Annotated in this window: 22 protein-coding genes and 3 pseudogenes; 12 read left to right on the top strand and 13 right to left on the bottom strand. The window is 44.3% G+C overall.

Going from position 1 to position 24,559, the window contains the following annotated elements; translation table 11 throughout:
* The first annotated feature begins 3 nt into the window (after nt 1-3).
* Nucleotides 4-840 carry a tryptophan synthase subunit alpha gene (gene trpA / locus H9J30_RS00445; protein WP_240129220.1) on the top strand — a complete coding sequence of 279 codons (837 nt, stop codon included), beginning with the start codon at nt 4-6 and terminating at the stop codon, nt 838-840.
* Nucleotides 841-948: 108 nt separating this feature from the next.
* Here trpA and H9J30_RS00450 read toward each other — a convergent pair whose 3' ends face one another.
* Nucleotides 949-1,941 carry an alpha/beta hydrolase gene (locus tag H9J30_RS00450; protein WP_240129221.1) on the bottom strand — a complete coding sequence of 331 codons (993 nt, stop codon included), beginning with the start codon at nt 1,939-1,941 and terminating at the stop codon, nt 949-951.
* A 554-nt stretch (nt 1,942-2,495) separates the two neighbouring features.
* Between H9J30_RS00450 and H9J30_RS00455 the strand changes: the two genes are divergently transcribed.
* The 10 genes from H9J30_RS00455 (at nt 2,496) to xthA (ending at nt 13,342) form a co-directional block, all read left to right on the top strand.
* A complete protein-coding gene (locus H9J30_RS00455) occupies nt 2,496-2,921 on the top strand; it encodes a glycerate kinase (protein WP_240129222.1) in 426 nt (141 codons plus the stop codon).
* Between the two features lie 182 nt (nt 2,922-3,103).
* Nucleotides 3,104-3,388 carry a DUF2798 domain-containing protein gene (locus tag H9J30_RS00460; protein ID WP_240129223.1) on the top strand — a complete coding sequence of 95 codons (285 nt, stop codon included), beginning with the start codon at nt 3,104-3,106 and terminating at the stop codon, nt 3,386-3,388.
* A gap of 576 nt (nt 3,389-3,964) precedes the next feature.
* The gene (gene pubA / locus H9J30_RS00465) at nt 3,965-5,461 is read left to right on the top strand and encodes a putrescine N-hydroxylase (RefSeq protein ID WP_240129224.1); all 1,497 of its coding nucleotides are present in this window, start codon (nt 3,965-3,967) and stop codon (nt 5,459-5,461) included.
* On the top strand, nt 5,461-6,099 hold the full coding sequence (locus H9J30_RS00470; RefSeq protein ID WP_240129225.1) for a GNAT family N-acetyltransferase: 639 nt from the start codon (nt 5,461-5,463) through the stop codon (nt 6,097-6,099). Before pubA ends, H9J30_RS00470 begins: the two co-directional genes overlap by 1 nt.
* Before the next feature lie 4 nt (nt 6,100-6,103).
* A complete protein-coding gene (locus H9J30_RS00475) occupies nt 6,104-8,002 on the top strand; it encodes an IucA/IucC family protein (RefSeq protein WP_240129226.1) in 1,899 nt (632 codons plus the stop codon).
* An 85-nt stretch (nt 8,003-8,087) separates the two neighbouring features.
* Entirely contained in the window at nt 8,088-10,310 is a 2,223-nt protein-coding gene (locus H9J30_RS00480) for a TonB-dependent siderophore receptor (protein ID WP_240130034.1), read from the top strand.
* Nucleotides 10,311-10,447: 137 nt separating this feature from the next.
* Nucleotides 10,448-11,530, top strand: a complete 1,083-nt coding sequence (gene fhuF / locus H9J30_RS00485) for a siderophore-iron reductase FhuF (RefSeq protein WP_240129227.1) — start codon at nt 10,448-10,450, stop codon at nt 11,528-11,530.
* Between the two features lie 155 nt (nt 11,531-11,685).
* Nucleotides 11,686-12,231: a septation protein A gene (locus H9J30_RS00490; RefSeq protein ID WP_240129228.1), complete on the top strand. Its 546-nt coding sequence runs from the start codon at nt 11,686-11,688 to the stop codon at nt 12,229-12,231.
* Nucleotides 12,231-12,530 (top strand): YciI family protein, encoded by a 300-nt coding sequence (locus H9J30_RS00495; RefSeq protein ID WP_011072939.1) that lies wholly within the window; start codon nt 12,231-12,233, stop codon nt 12,528-12,530. The genes H9J30_RS00490 and H9J30_RS00495 overlap by 1 nt, the downstream gene beginning before the upstream one ends.
* Nucleotides 12,530-13,342 carry an exodeoxyribonuclease III gene (xthA, locus tag H9J30_RS00500; RefSeq protein WP_099458346.1) on the top strand — a complete coding sequence of 271 codons (813 nt, stop codon included), beginning with the start codon at nt 12,530-12,532 and terminating at the stop codon, nt 13,340-13,342. Before H9J30_RS00495 ends, xthA begins: the two co-directional genes overlap by 1 nt.
* A gap of 720 nt (nt 13,343-14,062) precedes the next feature.
* Here the strand turns inward: xthA and H9J30_RS00505 are convergent.
* Together H9J30_RS00505 and H9J30_RS00510 are read right to left on the bottom strand one after the other, a co-directional pair.
* Nucleotides 14,063-14,839 (bottom strand): hypothetical protein, encoded by a 777-nt coding sequence (locus H9J30_RS00505; protein ID WP_240129229.1) that lies wholly within the window; start codon nt 14,837-14,839, stop codon nt 14,063-14,065.
* Nucleotides 14,840-15,362: 523 nt separating this feature from the next.
* Entirely contained in the window at nt 15,363-16,340 is a 978-nt protein-coding gene (locus tag H9J30_RS00510) for a transposase (protein WP_240129230.1), read from the bottom strand.
* Between the two features lie 57 nt (nt 16,341-16,397).
* On the opposite strand from H9J30_RS00510, the pseudogene H9J30_RS00515 reads away from it, so the two are divergent.
* Nucleotides 16,398-16,712: pseudogene (locus tag H9J30_RS00515) on the top strand (exodeoxyribonuclease III); the annotation flags it as partial.
* Nucleotides 16,713-16,870: 158 nt separating this feature from the next.
* On the opposite strand, the pseudogene H9J30_RS00520 reads toward H9J30_RS00515, so the two are convergent.
* The 10 genes and pseudogenes from H9J30_RS00520 to H9J30_RS00565 all read right to left on the bottom strand — a co-directional run.
* Nucleotides 16,871-17,062 (bottom strand): annotated as a pseudogene (locus H9J30_RS00520) (IS256 family transposase); the annotation flags it as partial.
* 134 nt (nt 17,063-17,196) lie between these two features.
* The gene (locus H9J30_RS00525) at nt 17,197-17,640 is read right to left on the bottom strand and encodes a hypothetical protein (RefSeq protein ID WP_088585403.1); all 444 of its coding nucleotides are present in this window, start codon (nt 17,638-17,640) and stop codon (nt 17,197-17,199) included.
* Nucleotides 17,637-18,677: a radical SAM protein gene (locus tag H9J30_RS00530; protein ID WP_240129231.1), complete on the bottom strand. Its 1,041-nt coding sequence runs from the start codon at nt 18,675-18,677 to the stop codon at nt 17,637-17,639. Before H9J30_RS00530 ends, H9J30_RS00525 begins: the two co-directional genes overlap by 4 nt.
* A gap of 231 nt (nt 18,678-18,908) precedes the next feature.
* Nucleotides 18,909-19,244 (bottom strand): hypothetical protein, encoded by a 336-nt coding sequence (locus tag H9J30_RS00535; RefSeq protein ID WP_240129232.1) that lies wholly within the window; start codon nt 19,242-19,244, stop codon nt 18,909-18,911.
* 101 nt (nt 19,245-19,345) lie between these two features.
* Nucleotides 19,346-19,693 (bottom strand): hypothetical protein, encoded by a 348-nt coding sequence (locus H9J30_RS00540; protein ID WP_240129233.1) that lies wholly within the window; start codon nt 19,691-19,693, stop codon nt 19,346-19,348.
* A 26-nt stretch (nt 19,694-19,719) separates the two neighbouring features.
* Nucleotides 19,720-19,863 (bottom strand): hypothetical protein, encoded by a 144-nt coding sequence (locus tag H9J30_RS00545; RefSeq protein WP_240129234.1) that lies wholly within the window; start codon nt 19,861-19,863, stop codon nt 19,720-19,722.
* Between the two features lie 1,291 nt (nt 19,864-21,154).
* A pseudogene (locus H9J30_RS00550) lies at nt 21,155-21,469 on the bottom strand (transposase); the annotation flags it as partial.
* A gap of 31 nt (nt 21,470-21,500) precedes the next feature.
* A complete protein-coding gene (locus H9J30_RS00555) occupies nt 21,501-21,881 on the bottom strand; it encodes a hypothetical protein (protein ID WP_240129235.1) in 381 nt (126 codons plus the stop codon).
* A 444-nt stretch (nt 21,882-22,325) separates the two neighbouring features.
* A complete protein-coding gene (locus H9J30_RS00560) occupies nt 22,326-23,780 on the bottom strand; it encodes a methyl-accepting chemotaxis protein (RefSeq protein WP_240129236.1) in 1,455 nt (484 codons plus the stop codon).
* Between the two features lie 113 nt (nt 23,781-23,893).
* Nucleotides 23,894-24,385: a DUF1097 domain-containing protein gene (locus tag H9J30_RS00565; protein ID WP_240129237.1), complete on the bottom strand. Its 492-nt coding sequence runs from the start codon at nt 24,383-24,385 to the stop codon at nt 23,894-23,896.
* Nucleotides 24,386-24,559 lie beyond the last annotated feature (174 nt).

Here is a 24,559-nt window from a genome sequence, read left to right on the forward strand (position 1 = left end):
AAGATGAACAGCATTTCTAACCAAACTATCCCTCATCATGCCAGCCGTTATCAAGTAGCGTTTAGCCGTTTAAAAGCCGAAGGCCGTGGCGCCTTTGTGCCCTTTGTCACCTTAGGCGATCCTAGTCCTGAGCTGTCACTTAAGATTATCGACACCCTAGTGCAAAACGGTGCCGATGCGCTGGAGCTGGGCTTTCCTTTCTCCGATCCGCTCGCCGATGGTCCCGTGATCCAAGGCGCAAACCTCAGAGCCTTAGCCGCGGGTACAACGCCCACGCAGTGCTTCAGCCTATTAGCGCAAATTCGCGCTAAATACCCAGAGTTGCCGATTGGGTTATTGCTATATGCAAACCTCGTATTTGCCAATGGTATCGATGCTTTTTATGCCAAAGCGCAGCAAGCGGGCGTGGATTCAGTGTTAATTGCCGATGTGCCAGTAGAAGAAGCCACGCCTTTTATCCAAGCAGCCAAAGCCCATGGCATTGCGCCCATTTTTATTGCGCCGCCCAATGTCGACAGCGACACCCTTGCGAAGGTCAGCCAAAGTGGTGAAGGTTATACTTATTTGCTGTCGCGCGCTGGCGTAACGGGTACCGACACTAAAGCTGGTACGCCTGTCGAAGAGATATTAGCCAAATTACAAGAGTTTAATGCCCCGCCGCCGCTATTAGGTTTTGGGATTGCCGAACCTGCTCAAGTGAGCGCCGCCATCAAAGCAGGCGCTGCAGGTGCAATCTCTGGCTCAGCGGTGGTGAAAATTATCGAAACTCATCAACAGGATGAAGTGAAACTGCTCGCAGCATTAGGCGAATTTACCCGCGACATGAAAGCGGCAACCTAATCGATAACAACAACTTAGTCGATAATAACAACTTAGTCGATAACAACAATCTGTTTACCCCATGAGCACAGGCCTCTTGAGCGCCAGTGCTCATGTTTATAAAACAGCTTAATCCTTGGCAAAGTGTTGGCGTAACCCCTCAAGCATTTGCTTGCGCTCGGTTAGCTGTTGTCTATCGCTATATTGGATCAGTTGCTCGAGATATTGCTGAGACGGGGTGACTTTACGCCCAAAACGTTCTGACAATACTCCATACTGGTCGATAACTTGTTGTTTACTGAAAGTGTCAGAATAAATATCAATGGCAAAGTCTTTGAACAGATGACGGATCCCGTCGTACAAGCCAATGTGACTCACGCTCTGATGCGTCTCCTCGGGATAATACTTGGCCATAAAACCCAGTCCTTTGGGGGCAAGCTTTGTTAGCTTATCGGCGAATGCCAAATTTAAATCCTTATGGTAAGAAGACACACCAAATCCCGGTGACAAGGGATTATTCGCTATCGCCATAAAGAGTTGTTTCTGCTTAAAATCCCCTTTTACAACTCGCTCTTCCAATAACGTCAGATAATGGGGACTATCGAACCACAGGCTAGTATCGAGGGCGAGATAGGCTGAAAAAAGCGACCTGTCAGTACGTAGGGCTTCCATGGCCACTAAACCGCCAAAGGAGTGACCAACTAACACATTGATACCATTTGTGCGCAACTGACTCTCAATGCTAGGCGCTAATTCCTGCTCAATAAAGTCTAAAAAACGCCCCGCGCCACCCGTATGCTGATATTGAAGATTGCCTTTTTTGCCGCTCGGTAACACCAGAGTATGGGTCGGCGTGTAATCCCGCATCCGATTAGTATTATGGATCCCAACGATAATCACCTTGGGAATTTGTGGCATGGTGCCGTGGCTTAAAAACTCTAGCAAGCTAGCCATATGGTCAAATTGCTCTTCACCATCAAGGAGATAAACAACTGGATACGCCTCATGCGATTGTGCATATCCCTCAGGAAGCGCAATCACATACTCCCGGGTCTCCTTGAGCAGCCTAGACTCCAATCGTTTGCTTTGATATTCCACTGCCGTGAGTGAAGTCGATGTCATACTTGCCAAAAATAAAATAAATAAGGATAAAAAGTGCTGCACTGGATATGGCTTCCTATTAGACAAATATTGAGTTCTTAATAACGGCGCATGTTGTGCACAGATGATGTTAAATCAGTATGTTACTGTTAGGATTGCGAGTCGCATCTCCACTTCATTCTGCTCAGGGATTTTCACTATATGGTTTTTATGCGCTCTCAAATGACAATTAATGTCATTTACCAAATATCGGATTTTGATGTTTTGCCGCCCAGTGTGAACAGTCGATTTACAAAATTTACCCATGTGCTTGTGCCACAAAGAAGTATGCATTGACGTTTGGAGATTGGATGTTGTTCGCTCAGGCAAACTCGAGCACAACATTAACAATGAAGACAACTCACCTTTCTGCTTGAGCCCACAATACAGCATAAAACCATTGCAACTTGAAACCTTGAGCTTAGTAAAACTGCCAAAGCGGTAGCTTATAATCATGAGCAAGTGTCATATTTAAGCTTGGCAGTGTTACTCTAACACTGGAAATATTACGTTTTGTTATGGAAAATGGACTTTTTATGCAGTATAGAATCTATATTCTCGACGTCAGCCCTTGGGGCTGTGGTTTTCAAGGTGAAGTCGCCGCACAATGTGACAATGGCGCACCTGTTTGGTTTTACTATCAGGGTAATGATCAACAAGCTAAGCAACGTTTCCCCATTAATCAATGGGTAACGGTTGAACTGTTTGGCCGTTTAGCCAAGGCAAATTTGCAAACTGACATTATTGAACATCGCCAAAGTCTGCAATTTCCCAAACATAATTGTCACTTTGAAGCATCAGGACAAATTGTAGAAATCACCCAAACACCCGATGATACGGTTTACTTACTGCGCTCAAGTTTTACCTTGCCCTTTGATAATGAGCTAGGTACTTCACCGATTTCTCGCGGTCATTGGGTGAACGTTACCGGGGAGTTATGGGCAACCAATTGGCAAGCATAGGCTATAAAACCATTCGAACTCCTTAATAGCCCAACGCAAAACGACCAGTATCAGCATAGCTTTTACCATGTTTTGCCCCTAAAATGGCGAACGGATTGCGCTTTGGTTTACATGAATATATGTAAATCTTAAGTACTAATCTGCAAGCTCTTTCGCCGAAATCACACCCTGTTGAGGTTCCCATGTCCAGCTCACACTCTGTACCAACGAATAAAAGCCGCACTATTTTTGGTACACCAAAGTTACCCGCAAAATACGCCACAGTTGTGATGCCATTTTTTCTTTCTATTTTAATGAGTTGTATCGTTTCTGGGATCAGTACTTTTAACGGTGTCGGCGCATCAGCACAATTTGTTGAGCTCTGGTTGAGCGCATGGTTTATCTCTTGGGTGGTGGCATTCCCCACTCTGTTGATGGTATTACCCCTAGTGCGTAAACTGACCGCGGCTTTTGTACAATTACCTTAAACTCAAACAATCTTCCCTTCTTTTGACTCTACAAAAAGCCATTTTTAAGATGGCTTTTGCGTTTGCTGAGCCACTCTTTTATCGCTGACTCGCAGTGTTCTTTGGCAGAGCAATTCAGATTTACAGTCGATTTACACTCGGCAGTTATTCACACTTTCGTTGTTCACACCAAAGCAATCAAAAGCGATTAAGGCAAAGAAATCACCAACCGCATGATAACTTAACAGCATGTTTTAAATAGATAATATTTATAACAATACTTTTAGACACCTATTAAACCTTCCTTCTTCCCAATTTATCAACTCACCGAAAACCGTATTTCAGTTCCTTATTTACCAGTCAAAAGTACGACTCATCCGACAACCCACAAATGAGAATGATTTGCATTTGTAATTTTTAAGATGCTAATTTATTCGTCGTTGTAGTGAACCTGTAACAGCAAATAAGACGGAAAAATCTCTATTTAGCAACACAATGGAATGACTTACATGGCATCTGTAGAGCGATCCACTCATCTGCAAGCCAAACAGTCAATGGTGGCTGCAACCGTTTTAGCAGGAATTTAAGGAGGCGTAAGTGACTACCCCAAAAAAGGAAACTGATCGTACGATTTACGATCTACTCGGCATTGGCATAGGCCCATTTAATCTAGGACTGGCGGCACTGTGTGAACCTATTAATGACTTAAGCTGTTTGTTTTTAGATGCAAAAACCGAGTTTGATTGGCACCCCGGAATGCTGATCAACTCCTCTCGATTACAAACACCTTTTATGTCCGATTTGGTCACTATGGCCGATCCGACAAGTCGTTTTAGTTATCTTAACTTTGCCAAACAAACAGGCAGACTCTATTCCTTTTATATCCGTGAAAACTTTTTTCTCCCAAGGCATGAATATAATCAATATTGTCAATGGGTTAGTAAGCAGCTCAGCAATCTTAACTTTGGTGTTAAAGTCACTCAGGTGAATTACAACGCCGGCGAAGAGATTTACGCTGTCACCGCTATTGATAGACGCAGTGGTAAATCCCTGACCTATCTATGCCGCAAATTGGTATTAGGAACAGGCACAACGCCCTATCTACCCGATAATTGCCCAATTCAAGACCCTCGGGTTATGCATAGCGCCAGTTATATGCAGCAAAAAACCTACCTACAAAGCCAAAGTGCCATCACAGTGATCGGTAGTGGTCAAAGTGCAGCGGAAATCTTTTACGACCTTCTACAAGATATTGATATTTATGATTATCAACTAAATTGGATGACCCGTTCGCCACGCTTTTATCCACTGGAATACACTAAACTCACCCTAGAGATGACCTCGCCGGATTATGTGGATTATTTCCACGAATTGTCGTCGGAAAAACGCCATCGCTTAATCGCGGAGCAAAAGTCCCTCTACAAGGGGATCAATGCCGAATTAATCAACGATATTTATGATCTTCTGTACCAAAAGCGCCTAATCAGTAACATCCAATGCCAACTACTGACCAATGTCGCTCTGACCGCAATCGACACCTCGGGCGACAAACTCAAGCTGCAATTTAAGCACCTTGAGCAGGAATATGCCCTCGAGCAACAGACGGGCGCCGTCGTCTTAGGCACTGGCTATCAATACCGTTTACCTGATTTTATTCAAGGAATTAAATCACAAATCGAATTTGATGATCACGGCCAACTCGCCATTCAGCGTGACTATGGTATCGATGTCAGAGGCGATATTTTTATTCAAAATGCAGGGCTGCATACCCACGGCATTAGCTCGCCGGATCTCGGAATGGGCTGCTATCGCAACGCGACGATTCTGCAAGCGGTTTTGGGTTACGCGCCCTATCCGATTGAAACACGAATCGCCTTCCAAACCTTCGCCCCCTGCAATATCGCCGACGCGAAAAGGCAACCGCTTGAGAGCAACACTCACTCAGAGATTGCGCCTTCTAAGACTCGTCAGGAGTTAAATCCATCAGCAAAGTCCGTGCAACAACCCAGTATTAAGCCACAAACAGCACTACGGATAACTCCCACTGGCGGCAATGTATCGGCCTTAATGGCCCCAAATAAGGAGGCTCAATAATGGCTAGCCAATGGAGCAGACATTGTGCAGATTCACTCTCAAAACACATTGTAATCAATGAGTTTGTATTTAAACCCCTAAACCTTGAGCAAGATATTCCTATGCTGCAGTCATGGCTTAACCAAGACTATGCCAAGTTTTGGGGCATGCAGGGGATGACGCAAGCAACTATTACAGCCGCTATGGCGCCCTCGGAACACAAAGTAGTGCTGATTGGGGAATGGCAGGCAAAGCCATTGTTTATGGTAGAACTCTACGATCCAGCCCATGACGAAATTGGTCAGCACTATCAGGTTAAGCCGCTCGATTGCGGTATGCATTTAATCCTTGCGCCGATTGAAGGCAAACCCGTTCATGGCTTATCCCGCAAAGTGATGGCGGCTATCGCCCAACTTGTTCTTGAAACACTCGCGTTTACGCGACTGGTAGTTGAGCCGGATCAGCAAAATCACAAAATTCACCGCTTAAATTGCCAGATTGGGATCCGTTATCAAAAAGCCATCCAACTCAGTACCAAAGCTGCGTTTTTAGGTTTTTGCAGTGCCCAAAGCCGCCAGACGGCAACTCAAGCCCCCCAATTGCCGAGTAAAAATCGCCCTGTCACCCAGTCACTTTCAACCTTATCACTTTGTAGGTGAACCGATGAACTTAGCCACTAACGCCTTATTACTCAAACCATTCGCCCACACCAAGTTGCCGAATATTGAGGATTTACCCTCTTACCCCCATGTGCCTGCCCATTTAACGCCCCAGCATTGGCAGGCGGCTAACCGCCATTTGGTGAAGAAAATCCTCTGCGAATTTACCCATGAGAAGATCATCACCCCACAGATTTACGCCCAAGGCGCAAAGATAAACCACTATGAGCTCTGGTTAAATGACAGCACGTATTACTTTAGCGCGCGCCATTATCAGCTCGACCACCTTGAAATCGCCGCGGATTCTATTCGAGTCACCAGTGCGGGCACTGAAAGACCACTCGATGCCATGAGGCTAATTATCAACTTAAAAAATGTGCTTGGTATGAGTGAAACCCTGTTGCCCACTTACCTTGAAGAAATCACCAGCACCCTCTACAGCAAGGCCTACAAGTTGTCCCATCAGGCTATCCCTGCCGCCAAACTTGCTATTGCGGATTATCAGACGTTAGAGGCGGGCATGACTGAAGGACATCCGGTGTTTATTGCCAACAATGGCCGCATTGGTTTTGATATGCAGGACTATTATCAATTTGCCCCCGAGAGTGCCACTGCGCTAAAACTCCTGTGGATTGCCGTTTCTAAGGACAAAACTACCTTCTCCGCCCTTGAAGGATTAGATCATGATACCTTGCTAAAACAGGAGCTTGGCGAACAGTTCTCCGAGTTTCAGCAACAACTAATCGCACAGGGGAAAACAAGCGATGCCTTTTATTTTATGCCCGTTCATCCGTGGCAATGGCGCGAAAAAATTGCCCGCACCTTTGCTGGTGAAATCGCCCGCGGCGACATTATTTATCTTGGCCAGAGCCAAGATTGCTATCAAGTTCAACAATCGATCCGCACCTTCTTTAATTTAAGCGCGCCGCAAAAGTGCTACGTCAAAACAGCCCTTTCCATCTTAAACATGGGTTTTATGCGCGGCCTGTCCCCGCTGTATATGAGCTGCACTCCGCAGATCAACGCTTGGGTAGCAAACCTAATCGAAAGTGATGATTACTTTGCCGAGCAAGGTTTTGTGATCCTCAAAGAAATCGCCGCGATTGGTTATCACCACAGGTATTACGAAGAAGCCCTCACCCAAGATAGCGCCTATAAAAAAATGCTGTCAGCGCTGTGGCGCGAAAGCCCACTGCCGCATATTGAGCCGCAGCAAAACCTGATGACCATGGCGGCGCTATTACACGTCGATCATCAGGAGCAAGCCCTGCTTGCCGCCTTAATCGCGCACTCGGGCTTAAGCGCCAAGGAGTGGGTTACGCGTTATCTCAAGCTCTACTTATCGCCATTACTGCACGCCTTCTTCGCCTACGATCTGGTGTTTATGCCCCATGGTGAGAACCTGATTTTAGTGCTGGATGCCGGCATCCCGGTCAAAATATTGATGAAGGATATCGGGGAAGAAGTCGCTGTACTCAACGGCAACGAGCCTCTGCCGCAAGAAGTGCAGCGCCTTGCGGTCGAGCTTGAGGAGGAGATGAAGCTCAACTATATCCTGCTCGATATTTTCGACTGTATTTTCCGTTATTTAGCGCCCATTTTGGATAAGCACACCGAAGTCAGCGAAGCGCTATTTTGGGAGCTTGTGGCAGACAATGTACGCGACTATCAAACGCAACATCCGCACTTGGCGAACAAATTTGCACAGTACGATCTCTTTAAAGACAGCTTCGTGCGCACTTGCCTTAATCGCATTCAGCTCAATAACAACCAGCAGATGATTGACCTTGCCGACAGGGAAAAAAATCTGCGCTTTGCGGGCGAAATTGTTAATCCGCTGGCAGCCTTCAGGCAAAGCCATGCCTTTAATATTTTTAATCAAGAAGTTAAATCCAAACCCTAAAGCATTTTTAACCTTGAGTGGGTCTTGCGCCCACTCTGGGCACTCATCTGTGCCCAAAAACAACCTAGTCAATCAAACCGCCAAAATGGAATTTAAGATCATTATTATGAAAACCTTCCCCCTCAACCGACTCGCTGCGCACTGCCAACTTGCCATCAAACGCCCAGAGCTTATTCTTTGCTCCGCCATACTCAGCATGCCCTATGCTTATGCCGATGCCAGCGATACCCAGAAGAAATCCACCAAAGACATTGAAATCATTAATGTCGTTGGTGCTAAGGATCTCCACGATAAGCGCTACAAAACCCCAGCGATGAACACGGCTACGGGCCTAGATTTGTCTTATTTAGAGACGCCGCAATCCGTCACCTCGGTCACTCGCCAAATGATGCAAGATCAGCAGTTAAACAGCGTAATTGAAGCCATGACCAGCGTGGCCGGTATCAATGCCCGGCCAATGGACAACGACAGATACAGCATCAGCTCCCGCGGGATTGCAGTCACCAGCATTCTTTACGATGGCGTGCCCACCACCTATGACACCCGTTTTAACTACGGCGATAACCTTATCGATACCGCCATCTACGAGCGGGTGGAAATTGTCCGTGGCGCCACAGGGTTAATGACAGGTGCAGGTAACCCTTCGGCTGCGATTAACCTTGTGCGTAAACGCCCGACACAAGAATTTATGGGCAACACCTCAGTGAGTGTCGGCTCATGGAACAATATGCGCGGCATGGTCGACTTATCCAGCGGCTTAACTGACAGTAGCAGCATTCGTGGCCGTGTTGTCGCCGCCTATCAAGATAAAGAATCCTTCCAAGACAGATACCAGCAACAACGCACCACCCTCTATGGCATTGTTGAAGCCGATATTACCGACAGCACACTGCTGGCCTTAGGAGTGGATTATCAAGACACCACGCCCGAAGCCACTATGTCCGGCGGTCTGCCGCTGTTCCACAGTGATGGCAGCCGTACAAATTACGATCGCGCCACTTCCACCGCCCCCGATTGGGCCTCGGCGCATACCCAAGGGCTTAATACCTTCGCCAGCCTTGAACATCGTTTTGAAAACGGTTGGGAGCTAAAAGGCACCTACAGTTACGGCGATAACTCGCTGAAATATAACGTGCTGTGGGCTACAGGCTACCCAAATCCGGTAACGAACATAGGCGCAACCGCAGGCTCAATCGCCTATATTGACGGTAGCCGCAGCCAACATAACCTCGACTTACGGGCACAGGGAATGTTTGCCCTGTTTGGCCGAGAACATCAACTCACTTTTGGCTGGACGGGTCAGCGCCAAGAGTTTGCCAACCCGTACTATTATCCAACGGCCGCAGTGCCGCCTCTGGGGGACTTTCGCGATCCCAACTTCCAGTATCCAAAACCGCAGTGGAAGGAGACTCACACCACGGGCTCCTTCGGTGAAACCGAGCAAAGCGCCGCCTATGTGGCCACGCAGCTTAATCTGACCGATGCCTTGGCCGTATTAGCCGGCCTTCGTCTAAATCAGTGGCAAACCGACCAAAATAACTTTGGCAGTTTGTATGATTTTAAGGTCGACAATGAACTCACAACCTATCTTGGCCTGACCTACGCGCTGACCGAGCAATACTCCCTTTACGCCAGTTATACCGATATTTTTGCGCCACAAACCTTGCAGCGGATCGATGCCAGTTACATCGATCCCGTCAAAGGTAAAAACTACGAGGCGGGCATTAAGGCCAGCTTGATGGATGAAAGCTTAGATATGTCGTTGTCGGTATTTGAAATTCGCCAAGACAATGTTGGCGAACGCACTGGCGATGTGTTGCCAGGCACCACCATCCCAGTGTATCGAGAGGTTAACGGCACCCAAACCCAAGGCTTTGAGTTTGAATCCACAGGCAAAATCACCGATGACTGGAATATCTACTTCGGCTACACCCAATTCAGCACCGATGATCCTAAGGGCAAGCGCATCAACACTACTTCCCCCCGCCAGCAGCTAAAACTCTTTACCACTTACACCTTTAGCGGCGATTGGAACAAGTTACAGCTCGGCGCTGGAGTTAATTGGCAAAGCCGAGTCTATATGACAATCAAAACTCCGCCACCAACACCAGTAAATGTTGAAGTGGATCAAGGCTCCTATGCATTGGCCAGTCTCATGGCAAGTTATGCCTTTACCGAGCAGCTAAAACTGAGCGCCAATGTCCACAACGCCTTGGATAAAACCTACTACAGCCAAGTAGGGCAATTTAGTCAGTTTCAATATGGTACGCCGCGAAGCGTGAGTGTGAATTTGGACTACCGTTTTTAACTCAGTGCTTTTAACTGAGCGTTTTAACCGACCTTTTTGAACAAACCATTGCTCATAAAGGATAAGTCAACCCAACACGGCGGTGAGCCACCTAAGCTCACCGCAATTTATCATCCCTCTACCAGCAAGGAGTCATTATGGCGCGCCAAGGAGAAGCGATTCCAACCCAAACCCAATCCGCTGAAATCACCCTCTCGGCGAATATTACCTCGGTAAAATCAGTACCAATCCATTTAACGACACCACATTTAACGACAACGCATTTGACTCAATCAGCTTTAAAGCAAATGGATTTAAACCACGTCGCACAGCAATTTAATCAGCGACTATCGCAGCAGGCCCCCTTTTATGCCCAGCATTTTGTAGCCACGACCAAACCCCAAGGACTCAGTTTTGACACTTGGAGTCAACCAGCCGTGTATCAGCAGCTATTACTGAATTTTGCCAAGGCTTATCCACCATTGACCGCGGCGAAAATATCCGCCACACAGCAAACAGCAAATGCTAAAACCTTGCTTTGCCATAGTCACAGCTCCAAAGCCCTGCACTCACTTTGGGGACAATGGTATTTTGGACTGTTAGTACCGCCGATGCTTGAATGGATTGTTCAAGTGACAACCTCAATGCAGATGGCTAAATCTATTGAAGAAATTGATTTGTTACCCCAGCAATTTTTTATTCATCCCCACGATTCAGGTCGAGTTGCAAACATTGAGTTTTCCCTTAATCGGACGAATCGACCAATCCCAACACCCAATAAATCTGAGTACAAGTTACAGCAGCTTAATCAAGCTCGCGGCTTATTAACCTGTAATAACCAATCACCATTACAGGATGAACGGCTGGTAGAGCGGCGAATTATCCAATTTATTCAAACTAATCTAGCGCCAAGCGTTGAGCGATTAACCGGTTTAAGCCCAACACCCGCCAAACTGTATTGGAGCCATTTAGGCTACCTTATTCACTGGTATTTGGGTGAAATGGCCCTGCCTATGCAGCAGTTTAATCAGTTAACGCAACGACTTTTTCAAACAAATACCTTTGCCGATGGCACTGTAAATCCACTTTATAACAGCATTAATCTTGCTCCCGCTTGCGAGCCAAGTTCAGGGTGTACTCGCCGTGTTTGCTGCTTGCGAAATCAATTAGCCAATAGTCATCAATGCGGTGATTGCCCATTAGTTGCACGCACCCAAGCACGTCGGGCAGCCCAAGGTTAAACGATATCGACACAGCAGGTGCGCAACAAACGTGCGAGTTCACATAAGATTGCGCGGGTTTCATGCCACAGATCGCAATCGGTGCCCTCTCACGGCTTTTTCCCTCTCGCCCCCCATGCTACACTCAGGCTCAAGTCTTCTAAACCCGATTATTTATGAAACAACTGCTTGATTTTCTGCCCCTCGTTATCTTTTTTGCCGTCTATAAGTTTTACGATATTTACATCGCCAGTGGCGCGTTAATCGCTGCTACGGCACTGCAATTAGTCGTGACCTACGCGCTATACAAAAAACTCGAGAAGATGCACCTTATTACCTTCGCTATGGTGACAGTGTTTGGCACCCTCACCTTAGTGTTCCATGACGATGCCTTTATCAAGTGGAAAGTCACTATTATTTATGCGTTATTTGCCCTAGCCCTTGGCGTGAGCCAACTACTCAACAAGTCAATTTTAAAGTCGATGTTGGGTAAAGAGATGAAGGTTGCCGATAATATTTGGGCACACGTAACCTGGTACTGGGTAAGCTTTTTTGCCATCTGTGGCCTAGTCAATATCTATGTCGCCTTTAGCCTGCCATTAGAAACTTGGGTGAACTTTAAAGTATTTGGCCTCACCGCCTTAACCCTGATTAATACCGTAATCACCGTCTTTTACCTTTATAAACATCTTCCCGAAGATCAACGCAAGGAACTCAAATAATGTGGTATATGATTTCAGCTCAAGATGTTGAGAACAGCTTAGAAAAACGTTTAGCGGCGCGCCCTGCGCATTTAGCACGCTTACAGGAACTGGCCGATGAAGGTCGCTTGCTCGTTGCCGGTCCACACCCCGCTATCGATAGTGAAAACCCTGGTGATGCGGGTTTTAGCGGCTCATTAGTGGTTGCGGATTTCGATTCGTTAGCCACAGCTCAGGCGTGGGCTGATGCCGATCCTTACTTCGCTGCGGGCGTATATCAAAGCGTTGTGGTAAAACCCTTCAAACGAGTTCTGCCTTAATGAAAATCGTTTCTTTCAATATCAATGGATTGCGTTCTCGCCTGCATCAATTGCAAGCGTTAATCGACAGCCATCAGCCCGACATTATCGGCCTGCAAGAAACCAAAGTGCATGATGAAGCCTTCCCGCTCGCCGAAGTCGAGGCCATGGGCTATCACGTGCATTACCACGGTGGCAAGGCGCACTATGGCGTAGCCATGCTCTCCAAAGTCGCCCCACTGAAGGTGCAAAAGGGGTTTGCAACCGATGAAGAAGATGCCCAGCGCCGCATGATTATCGGCACCTTTGCGCAGGCAAATGGCCGTCCGTTAACTGTGCTGAATGGTTATTTCCCTCAGGGCGAAAGCATTGACCATCCGACTAAGTACCCTGCTAAGCGTAAGTTTTATCAGGACTTAATGGCGCATTTGCACGCTAATCATAGCAACGATGAAGATATCGCCATTATTGGGGACATCAATATTTCGCCCATCGATTTGGATATCGGCATCGGTGAAGTCAACCGCAAGCGTTGGCTAAAAACCGGTAAATGCAGCTTCCAACCCGAAGAGCGTGAATGGCTCAAAACCCTGCAGGATTGGGGATTAGTGGATACCTTCCGTCAACTGCACCCCGACCGCAGCGAGCGTTATTCATGGTTCGATTACCGCAGCAAAGGCTTCGATGATAACCGCGGCCTACGCATCGATGTGATCTTGGCCACGCCGTCACTGGCTGCGCGTTTAGTCGAATCCGACGTCGATTACGATCTGCGCGGCATCGATAAACCCTCAGATCACGCGCCAATTTGGAGCACCTTTAAAGAAGCCTAACTCGCTCGAGTGAATTCTTTAATCGATATAAAAACATCGGCCTAGGTCGATGTTTTTGTTTGGAGTGAGTACGTTAAGCGCAAGCTTCATAGGCAAGCTATGGTATTCGCTCGACGACACGGTGAATAGACACCTAGGGTTTCTAAGCTTATGAACGAGAGCCATGGTCGTTCTCATGCGTCCCTGCATTGCACGACATTCGATGGCGAAATGGCCGTTAAACACGGATGTTGTTCAAGTCCATCTGTGGATGCAGGGCCGCCCCGTCTGATATGAATGGATTCACGAATGCCGCGATGGCGTGGATGCCAAAGAGCGGCCATGTGGGGCGGACGGTCGTCTCGCTAATTGCCATGGCTCACCTGTTTAGCATCGGCGAAGTCTGTTTGCTTTAAAGAAATACGTAGCATGCTTTGGGACAAAAGCGATTAACCTTTTTATCTATTTATGGAGTTTATTGTCATTGTTTCCCCAGTGACTCGCCGTGAATATATCCCTATAGGCTCGACGGCGACATCCATGTCGCCAACGGTCACTGGTGCCCCAATGCCAATTTTAACTACCCATTTGCGATATGTACGTAAAAAGAAAAGGGACAAAAATGAGTTAGGTTATTAACTCTAACTTGTCAGTTTCGGATGAAAATTTCTATGGGCTAACGCTCAAATAACAGGCTAAAAAATGTGGGCTAAATTTGAGCGTAGGGAAAGCCCGCATGTTTTAGTCCTTATTAATTTGCTTGTTAAGTAGACTTTCACTAAGCTGACTATCCAAATTAATCATAAGCTCTTCGGTAAGCTTTTTATTTTCGTCTTCGCTAACATAATGAGTCTGACCTTGGATATTGGCTGTCAATTGGTTTGTAATTTCTCCGTATACTTTATTTAGTCTGGCTTTTAATAAACTTATATCTTCGCTCGTCATTGAGTTTTTTAGCGCAAATGGTTTGTTTGTGCTTATTGGTCCATAATTTCCTTCCCAAATTGCTTTTCCAGACTCAGATCTTAATATGGCTTTAAGCTGTGGGACAAAATTTATACCTGTTTCATTGGAAAATATAATGCACCATGGCTCAAGTGTTATTACTTGATTTTTTAAATTAGCGTTTAAGTGAATGGACTTTATTTCCGATGTTAATTCAGGGTGTGAATTTAGCGAATCCAACAGTATTTTAGCCAAGTCAAAATTTTCTTTTAGCTCAGTTTCCAGGCTTCCTTCTAAGCTTTTTTCATTCAATAAATCAGATGCTAATACGCCTAAAGCACCAAAATATAGACCAATATCATTAGAAGACTCAGACCAATTTGCGACCACAAAACCTGTACCTTTGATTCTTCTATCGCCTGGAGCCAAACTAAAATCGCTCCATTCGATGTTCAAAACATCTAGCTTTATTTCTTTTGCGGACTTAATCGGGATGGCACCACCTTTTGGAGTTGATTGGCAACCCATCATTAAGAGAGAGACGGTAATGATGATGAAATACTTGATATACATTCTGAGTTTCCTTGTCTACTTAACATTTTATTAGTGCGCATGCGCGTTTTCCTCATTAGACCAGTATGCATGTATTGCAAAGAACTTATCAGCTTTTAATCTAAAAGAAATAAATCGGGCCACCCATTGTAAATCAACAACATAATGCACTTTTCGTTTGCCTGCAACCAGTTCTAGCTCAAATGATTTGAATGAGAGTCATCAAAAGTCGTTGAGACTGCATCTGAGGCAATAGATTGAGCTAATTCATTAAAAAATGGTGTATTTCAGACGAGGTAAGTCATCCCATAGAATAAATCCGGCCACCCATTTTAAATCAACAACATAATGTACTTTCAGCTTGCATACAACCTGCTCGGGCTCAAATGGTTTGAATGAGAGTAATCAACAAACGCTAGGACAGCATCTAAGGCAAAAAATTACGCTAATTCCTTAAAAAATGGGGCATTTCAGACGAGGTAAATGGGCACATAGTGCTTGGGATGTGTTCTGGATGGGACTTTTGAAGTGATATAAGCCGTTGTCAGTTGCTGTAAAAGTGCTGGCAGCATTTAGCAAAATGCCGTCGTCGCTTTTCTAAGTGTTCGCAGTAATCGGTTAGTGCTTGCAGTGTGCCCACAGGGCCATGAAATAACTTGCCAAATTCGGTTGTCAGTTTGAGCCAATTGTCACGGGGAATATTTAATCTGTTCAGTAACTTGGCACTACTTTCACTGATGTATCCACGTTTATCATTGAGAATAATTCGGCCAGTATCATCGACCAATTGAAGGTAATCCATTAATGAAAACGCAATGCTATTGGGTTGGTTGTCGCACTCATTACCAATAAAAGGCAGGAGATTGCTCGGCTGCTCACCTTTTAATGCGGCCCGAATACGTAGCTGAATACTGGTATGGTCAGATTGTTCTGGTGTATCAGCGAGTTGTGCTCTGATGGGATTCAAATCGACGTAAGTCATACAAGCTAATACCGCGGCTTCATCCAGTAAGGCTTGGGATTTGAATCTACCTTCCCAGAACCTGCCTGTACAGTTATCTTCTTGATTTGCTTGTCTTGCAATCGGTTCATTTAGGCAGCGCATAAACAATGAAATATCACACAAACGGCTGCGATAAAGGGCAATTGAGTGCTTTAATCTGCTCACCTCATGCGCTTCAACTAACTCACCTTTAACGAATTTTTGCGTTAATTCATCGCCTTTAAACAACTTATGCCACTGCTCAAGCACTTCGCGGTCTGTCCAACGATTGGCCGTCTCGATATCGACTCGCAGCACAACATGCAGATGATTCGACATCACCGCAAAGGCCGCGATATCAATAGCAAAAACAGCTTCAAGTTCAAACAGTAGCGATTCTACCCAACCACGGCGATGGTCATAGTTTTTACCCGAATAGGCATCATCACCACATAAAAAAGCACGCCGCACTACGCGACTACAGCAATGGTAATAGGGAGTGTCTTCAAGACTTATTTGAGTTCGGCGAGGACGGGGCATACAAACCTCCATGTTTAATGCTTAACCAAAGCATAGTCGGAGGTTAGCTACCGCACTATTAAGATTGGGTGTCCAACTTCCCACCGTAAATGCAGCTTCCAACCCGAAGAGCGTGAATGGCTCAAAACCCTGCAGGATTGGGGATTAGTGGATACCTTCCGTCAACTGCACCCCGACCGCAGCGAGCGTTATTCATGGTTCGATTACCGCAGCAAAGGCTTCGATGATAACCGCGGCCTACGCATCGATGTGATCTTGGCCACGCCGTCACTGGCTGCGCGTTTAGTCGAATCCGACGTCGATTACGATCTGCGCGGCATCGATAAACCCTCAGATCACGCGCCAATTTGGAGCACCTTTAAAGAAGCCTAACTCGCTCGAGTGAATTCTTTAATCGATATAAAAACATCGGCCTAGGTCGATGTTTTTGTTTGGGAGTTAGCTATTTAAGTACAGAGTCCATAGGCAAGCTATGGTATTCGCTCGACGACACGGTGAATATTACCTGACACAGAATTATGAACAGCCTTCGTTTTAGTGGTTTTACCGTTTTTACGATTTGCACCTTCAGTGGCAGCTAAGTGATTATCCAGCTCTGCCACCAACGCCGATTCAGTGAGAGGCTTAATCAAAGGGGGTAAGATGCCATCTTTGCCAGTCAGATCTTTACCTTCACGTAGTACTTGAATTGCAGCATTGATATCAAAAGTAGGCATGGTCATAAATCATCTCATTTTTGGTATGCTTAAAGAAATGACACAGAAATTTGAACACTACCGTGCTAGTTGCATGCATATGCGGGAACTAAACAGTGAAAAGCACTTTAACAATAGTGCTTTTCACTAGCCGCGATACATTAGGAGGTAAACTTTTTAAGTGCTTGATATAGTTCCAGTGGCTTATTAGTTCCAACTACGATTGAAACACCTGAGCGGAAGTCAATTTTAACACCTTCGAAACCTGATATATTATATATAGTTCCTTCAGATGAAATTCGCACTCCCCAACCACAGTACCACTTATTTCTTACTATAGACACATTGTTAACATCTGAAAGATCAAATCTCTTTTTAAATAATCCAATTCCGTAACTTAGAGTAAGTTGTTTATCTTCGATACTCACTCTTAACCTAAAGGTCATTAAAAGTGCAACACTTAATATTAATATTAACATTATAAAATCGTTTTCACCTTTAAACTCTTGCAAACCGAATTTATTAACTGCAAAAACAAATATCAAAGTAAAGAAACAAATTATAAAAAAAGGATACCCTATTTGACTATTTGAGTAACTCATCATCTAATCTCCTTCATAACAAGTTTATCTTTGCTATATTTTTTGGAAACAAACTCGCTGGCGTGATATTTAATAAGAACATTGGACATATACTTTTCATAATTTTCCTTTAGCGCAGACACAATTTCTGGTTTTTTATGTAAATACACACAAGATTGGCAATTGTGAGAAACTGTACCAATGGAGTTTTCTATGTATCCACTACCCATTAATTGCTCAATAATCGAGGTTGGGCCATCTACTTTAATCCAAATTTTCAAAAAATCATTCAATTGCTCATCGTAAGCTTTTCTCAGAGCGTCTTTATCACCGATACTACCGAGTTTCATCTCAGGAATGTGTTCAAACGTTAAACCGCAACACCCTGATATCCTGCCATGTGGTGTGACAACTAAGTTATTAAATATTTGTTCACAGCCCTGCATCAAGTCATCTTGATGAATTTGCACACCTCTATCTACATAATCCAACTTGAAAGGCATCCAAGTGTTATTTTGAAGCATCAATTTTCTATTTGATAATAATTCTAATATCAGAGGATTAGTATTGATAGTTTCCCTACAAGATGAGGTCTCAGTATCCTTTTCAATTGTTATCATAGTCCAAATACCTAACTCTGCACATGCTTGGACAGCGTTGATAACCGAACTAAGAGGCACGTGTTCTTGATGGTCAACACCAGTACTAAAGTTAATCTCACTTAATCCGGCGTCTTTTAACTTTTCAGCAATTGTTCTTGCATTCGAAAGTGTATTACCCCAGTAACCGTTAGTTACGCAACGCGACATCTTCCCATTTAATGTTGCAGCTTGAATGCCAGCATAAAGATCACTTTTAAGGGTGAAGCATTCGCCGCCACTAAACACTATCATTTTAAGATCAGGAAAGGAAGTGCACCCAGTATCAATTATTTCCAAAATATCAGTTCTTGATAATCTAGATTTTAAGTTTGGATTTGACTCAAAACAGCATTCTTTACATGCTGCTGTACACCTATAAGTAGGAAGAATAGTAATTATATTAGGGGATTGTTGATACATATTATTCACCATTAATTTAAACGTAAAAAATTTTAATTTTTCTCCAGAGCGTCCGCATAAGTGCTTGTTTTTTGTTCTCCATAAGGTGTTCGTGTTATAAGCATTGCTGGACATATGCAAATAACAGCCAATTTAGTTTGCGTTATTAAGTCTTTATAGCTCACGTTTTGCTCGACCTACATAGCTGTTTGGCTCTAAAAAACGTTCATGCGGACGCCCTGTAATTTACCCTTACTTTGAATTTTTAAAATTAATATTATCAAGTTCATTAATAGCAGATTGAATTATATAATTAAGGTTGTCTTCATTATTGAGTAGACCTAGGTTATACGCCGCGGTAAAAAAAGCTCGCAACTCAGTTATGGCAATGTCTTTATAAATATAATTATTCAAATTTGGAACTCCTGATGCTTGCGCCAGGGAATATGCTATCCATTTGTTGTTAGCAATTTTTTCATTTGACAAGGCTATTTTTCCAAACTCACCCTCTTGAGAATCTAGATAATTTGGCAGCGAGTTAGGCTGGGGATTGGGACCCCATAGGTAAATCCCTGCATAAACAGCCAAAATAGCCGCAACCGCAACGTTAGTAGCAGCAACAGCATTAACTGCAACGGCTGCAAAAGAAACACACGTAACACAAGCCTGAGTATAGTAATCATCTTTACCTAACGTAACTGAACTGATGATAAGTCATTCGCTAGGAATAGCTTTTCATACTCCTCTTTATTTTGCTCAATATAGAATTGGTATTGAGGCACTAGTTTTGAAAAATCATCTGCATTAACAAGATTATAATCAACTAATAGTTGAATAATGTTATCATAATCCCTAGCTATGCTTGCCGCTCTAAATCTTGGATCGCTAATCACCTCTAGAAATTTAATGCTTGGGTTAGTATCTACTTCTGATAAAGATATTCCCATCCCCTTAAGAACTGCCTCTTTATTATAAATATAATCGTGAGCATATTCAGAATCTAAATACATACGTTGAATATGATTACTAATAGCCAAGTTTTTCTCTGTATTTATAGGTAGCCTTACAAGGCTATTTTTTCAATTTTCGGGGGGTGTTCAAACAAGCTATCTGGTATGCCATATAAACTATCTGAATCATTTGTAATGGCTTTTACTGGAATAGATAAGGCAGCGCCACCTAATATTGCAAGAGGTAATTTTTTCATTTAAATCTCCATATAAAATTAAATCCGTCAAAGTGAACCTAAGCGTAAAACTTTACATTGTCAATAATACTTTTTATTGATATGCAATTAGTGTATACGTTCATTCCTAATAGAGAATAAATTCTGCCATCCATTTTAAATCAACAACATAATTCACTTTCAGTTTATCTAAAACTTGTCCGAGTTAAAATGGCTTAAATAAGAGTCATAAATCATCGCATTGACAGCGTAGGTGTAATAGATTGCGCTAACTCCTTAAAAAATGGGTATTTCATCAGACAAGGAAATAAATTCGACCATCCATTTTAAATCAACAACTTCAGTTTGCCTACAACCTGCTCCGGCTAATACGGCTTGAATGAGAGTCATCAAAAGCTGTAGGGGCAGCTTCTGAGGAAAAAAATAGCACTAATTCATTAAAAAATGGTGTATTCAGATGAGGTAAGTTATCCCATATCGCTTAGGAAGTATTTGACTAAGATTGTTGTCGACGAAATATAGTCGCTATAAGTGGTTGTGAAAGTATTGACAGCTTACCGCAAAGTGCCGTCATCGCTTTTCGAGATGTTAGCAGTAATCGGTCAGTTCTTGCAGCATGCCCACTGGGCAATGAAGGCTTTTTGTCCAATTTTAATGGTTCCTGTCCTTGTTTTCTATTCATTTGAATTTGGGGAAATTACTGAAAATACATGAGTAACAGAACCAATAGTGATCCAATCACAACTGCACTGCCCATAAAAATGTACTCCTTAATTTCAGCAATCGAAGAAGGATTACTTAAATTTGACCAATTAGCGAATAATTTGACTAATGAAACTGTCATTCCGCCTAACCCAAATGCAAACGAGCAGAAACCAAAACTAAATATGTAAAGATAAAGATCGTCACATTTTCCAGTTATCGAGTTAAAATCAGTAAAAGTTAAGTATATAGGCCTGATAAATGACTTGGCTCCGATGATTGTCATCAAAATGATTAATAAAATATACGAAAAATAGTTAATTCCCCTCCATCTGATTAGAGATATAAATTTTTTCATATTATAGAAAATCCTATTAAATTTAATCTGGCCACCCATTAGTAAATCAATAACATAATGCACTTTCCGTTTACCTACAACTTGTGCGAGCTAAAATAACTTGAGTAGGAGTCATCAACGTCGTAGGGACTGCATGTAAGACAATAAATTGCGCTAATCCCTTCAAAAATGGGGTATTTCAGACGAGATAAATTGTCCTATAGTGCTTGGGATGTGCTCTGGATGGGGCTTTTGAAATGATGTCAGCCGTTTTCAGTTGCTGTAAAAGTGCAGGCAGCATTTAGCAAAATGCCGTCGTCGCTTTTCTAAGTGTTCGCAATAATCGGTCAGTTCTTGCAGAGTGCCCACTGGACCATGAAATAGCTTGCCAAACTCGGTGGTTAGCTTGAGCCAATTGTTATGGGGAATATTTAATCTGTTCAGTATCTTGGCGCTATTTTCACTGATGTATCCACGTTTATCATTGCGAATAATTCGGCCGGTATCATCCACCAATTGAGGATAATCCATTAATGAAAACACAATGCTATCGGGTTGGTTGTCGCACTCATTACCAATAAAGGGCAGATATTGAGCTTGGAAAATCAACCTCATTCCGCTAATTCAAAGCTTGATAATCAAGACTGCCATTGTGATACAGCCGGATTTCAATCATCTCTATTTGCTGTTTTAGTGATGACAACCGTTCTATTAGCCAGAGATAGCCGACTTTATAGGCCGTCTGTAACAATGTGATCAGTTCATCTTCTGGCGTATGCGCTTCATCAATGGCCAAGATACGGTACCAGTCGAACGATTTAAAATTAGCAATAGTGTCAGACTCAAGCTCGGCCGTTAATAGCCATGAACCATTCATCATAGATGCTATATCAACAAAAAAATCGCAGTAAGCTTCACCTTGAGTATGGGAGAAATTCGCATATTCCCTCACCAAGCCATCAAATTCCTCTTGGTAGCCATCAAGTGTGTCTTTAACCACGCAAGCTGCTTTCTCAACCCTTTGCATATGTTCGTCAAATCTCTCTTATGCCTTCCCCCCCTAATCACTGGGGATATAAGGCTGATAACCTACCCCAGTTTCAGCGCCTCTCCAACGGTATTTTGATAATGAAACCAAAGTCACGCTTTAGACTGATAAAGTTTTTACCTTTTATTAACAACAACTTGAGTCAGAACTAAACTGTATTTTCAGTGCAGTAAGGGTAAATAAAAATCTGTAAGGCTTTGGTTAATTTTGGCGTGTCTCGGCCAAAGCAATAACGATAACGGATGTAAATAAGCATAAAAAATGGCGACTGCATTAGATGCAACCGCCATTTGTATTTAGTTATTTAGATTTGGCGACTAAGCCTCGCCAGCGAACCACTCTTTCGCTTTTATACACATGAGATCCAATCGACCTCACTTACATAAAAGCCGCGGCTTAGCTAGTGCGGTACTGCTTAAGGATCCCTTCGAGTTCAACCGAAGCATGTTGCAAATCATGCGCGAGGGTGACACTGCGCTGCGCCGTTTGTTTAATGGTATCAGATTGATGGCGGATCTCATTAAGCTGGCCTGCGATATCGCGGGCCGCGACGCTCTGCTCTTCCGCCGATGCGGCAATCTGGCTACTCATATCGAATACGGCATTAACCGATTGCGCCATCCCTTCAACATCGTCGCCCACGGCAATAATGGCGCTACGTCCTTCATCGGCGCGGTCCACAATCTCAGTGGTGATATTGGAGAGCTGACGAGTGCCTGATTGCAATCCTTCGATCATCGCTTGGATCTCAACTGTTGCCTGCTGGGTACGTCCCGCTAAGGTACGCACTTCATCGGCAACCACCGCAAAACCGCGACCTTGCTCACCCGCACGCGCCGCTTCGATGGCCGCATTCAGCGCCAGCAAGTTAGTCTGCCCAGAAATACTATTGATGGTTGTTACAACGGCATCAATAGCCGCCGCATCCTTAGATAACTGTTCTACCGATGAAAAGGCTGCACCAATTTTGGTTGAGAGCAAACCAATACTGTCCACCGTATGGCTAATACGCCCTTGGCTAGCGTTCATTTGAGTGGCGTTGTCCTTAGTCTGTAGTGAAGTGTTACTGGCATTAACCGACACTTCTTCAATCGCCGAAGTCATTTGCGCCATGGCCACAGCCACTGAATCTAAAAATTGATGCTGGGCACCAATTAACTCACCGCTGATTTTTGCTTGCTGATTAAACTCATCAGCGGCGAGGGAAAGTGTTTGGGCATTATTGCGGATAGCGCTCACCATTTCGCTCATATTGTCGGCGCAGCGGTCAATTTCGCGGGCGATTAAGCTGAAGTCATCGGTACCGAAAAAGTTTAATCTAAAACTCAAATCACCATCTGCTAAGCGTTTGATGGCCATGTACATATCCCAAAGACCACCGCCGAGGGAGGTTGAAATCCAATAGCTTAACTGGAATAAGGGCAATAAACCGATTAACGCGAGCCAAAACATTAAGTTGGCATCGCTGCGAGCATCAGTTTCCCATTCGGACACATTTTGCGACAGTGCGAGCGCACTGCCAGATGCCACGCTGGCACTAGTGGTTACATTATCCCTTTGGCGCTGCGCCTCGGTTTGGCGCGGGACAACACTCAGCCCATTGTCTCGGGCAAATTGTGATAATGCATCGCCCTGCAACTTTTGCGCATTTGCGACTTGGGCAAAGGCATCGACGGTCGCCTGCACTCGAGCTAAAGAAGCGGATTCGAGGTTGCGGTGAGCATGTTGGTAATTGATAAGTGCAATGGTCGCGGTGATCAACGCCACCATAGAGCAGACAATCCAAAATTTGCCGTTGAGACTGAACTTGATCAATATGGCATCAATAGTGCGAAACTGGATTTGTTTCATCTTGATATATCCTAAGACCTAAAGCTATCGGGTACTAAATCAGCATTATAGCTCATCAATTCGATCACTCTGTTACCGCATGGCTATCATGCGAGCATAAAAGTGATGGAAGATTAATCGGCACTGGCGATTTCAGAACTCGTTGACGCTGACCATTTTTGGCGAAGAGTGACTAACTGCGCCGTTAACAAACTCATGCAAAAACCTAATAGTGCACCCAACACTAAAGGCGGCACAATATTGGCGACATCCCCTGCCATAGCAAAGGTAATACAACAGCCGATAAAGGCACCGGGAATAAAACTGAGTTTTTGATAACTGGCCTGCAGGCACATTGCCGAGGTGGCAATACCGGTAAACACATAACCCGCCACAGGCGAGACGAAAAAACTGCTACCGCTGATAATGAGCCAAGCCCAAAAAACACCAGAGAGATTGGTACACCAGGCCATCATCACGCCTTGAAACCCCGTCTTGGGCTGAGCAAAAAACGTACTGCAGCCTAAAAAGCCAATCCAAGTAACGAGATGAAAGGTATCTGCGATACCACACCAGACAGCGGCTAATAGCCCAGCTGAAATAGCGACTTGCCAACGATTTTCCATGATGACCCCTTCGTATTGTTTTCACGGAAGTTAACTACTCAAATGTGCTCAAGGTGCGGCTGTATTTTAGTGTTATAGCGCCCTTCACTTCCGTGTCATTCAATTTTTAGTAGGGATCTGCAATCAATGATTGACTCACAGGCCGACTAGGAACTGATTCAAATGAATGTGTAC

This window comes from Shewanella cutis, from assembly GCF_022410515.1.
Taxonomy (GTDB): Bacteria; Pseudomonadota; Gammaproteobacteria; order Enterobacterales; family Shewanellaceae; genus Shewanella; species Shewanella cutis.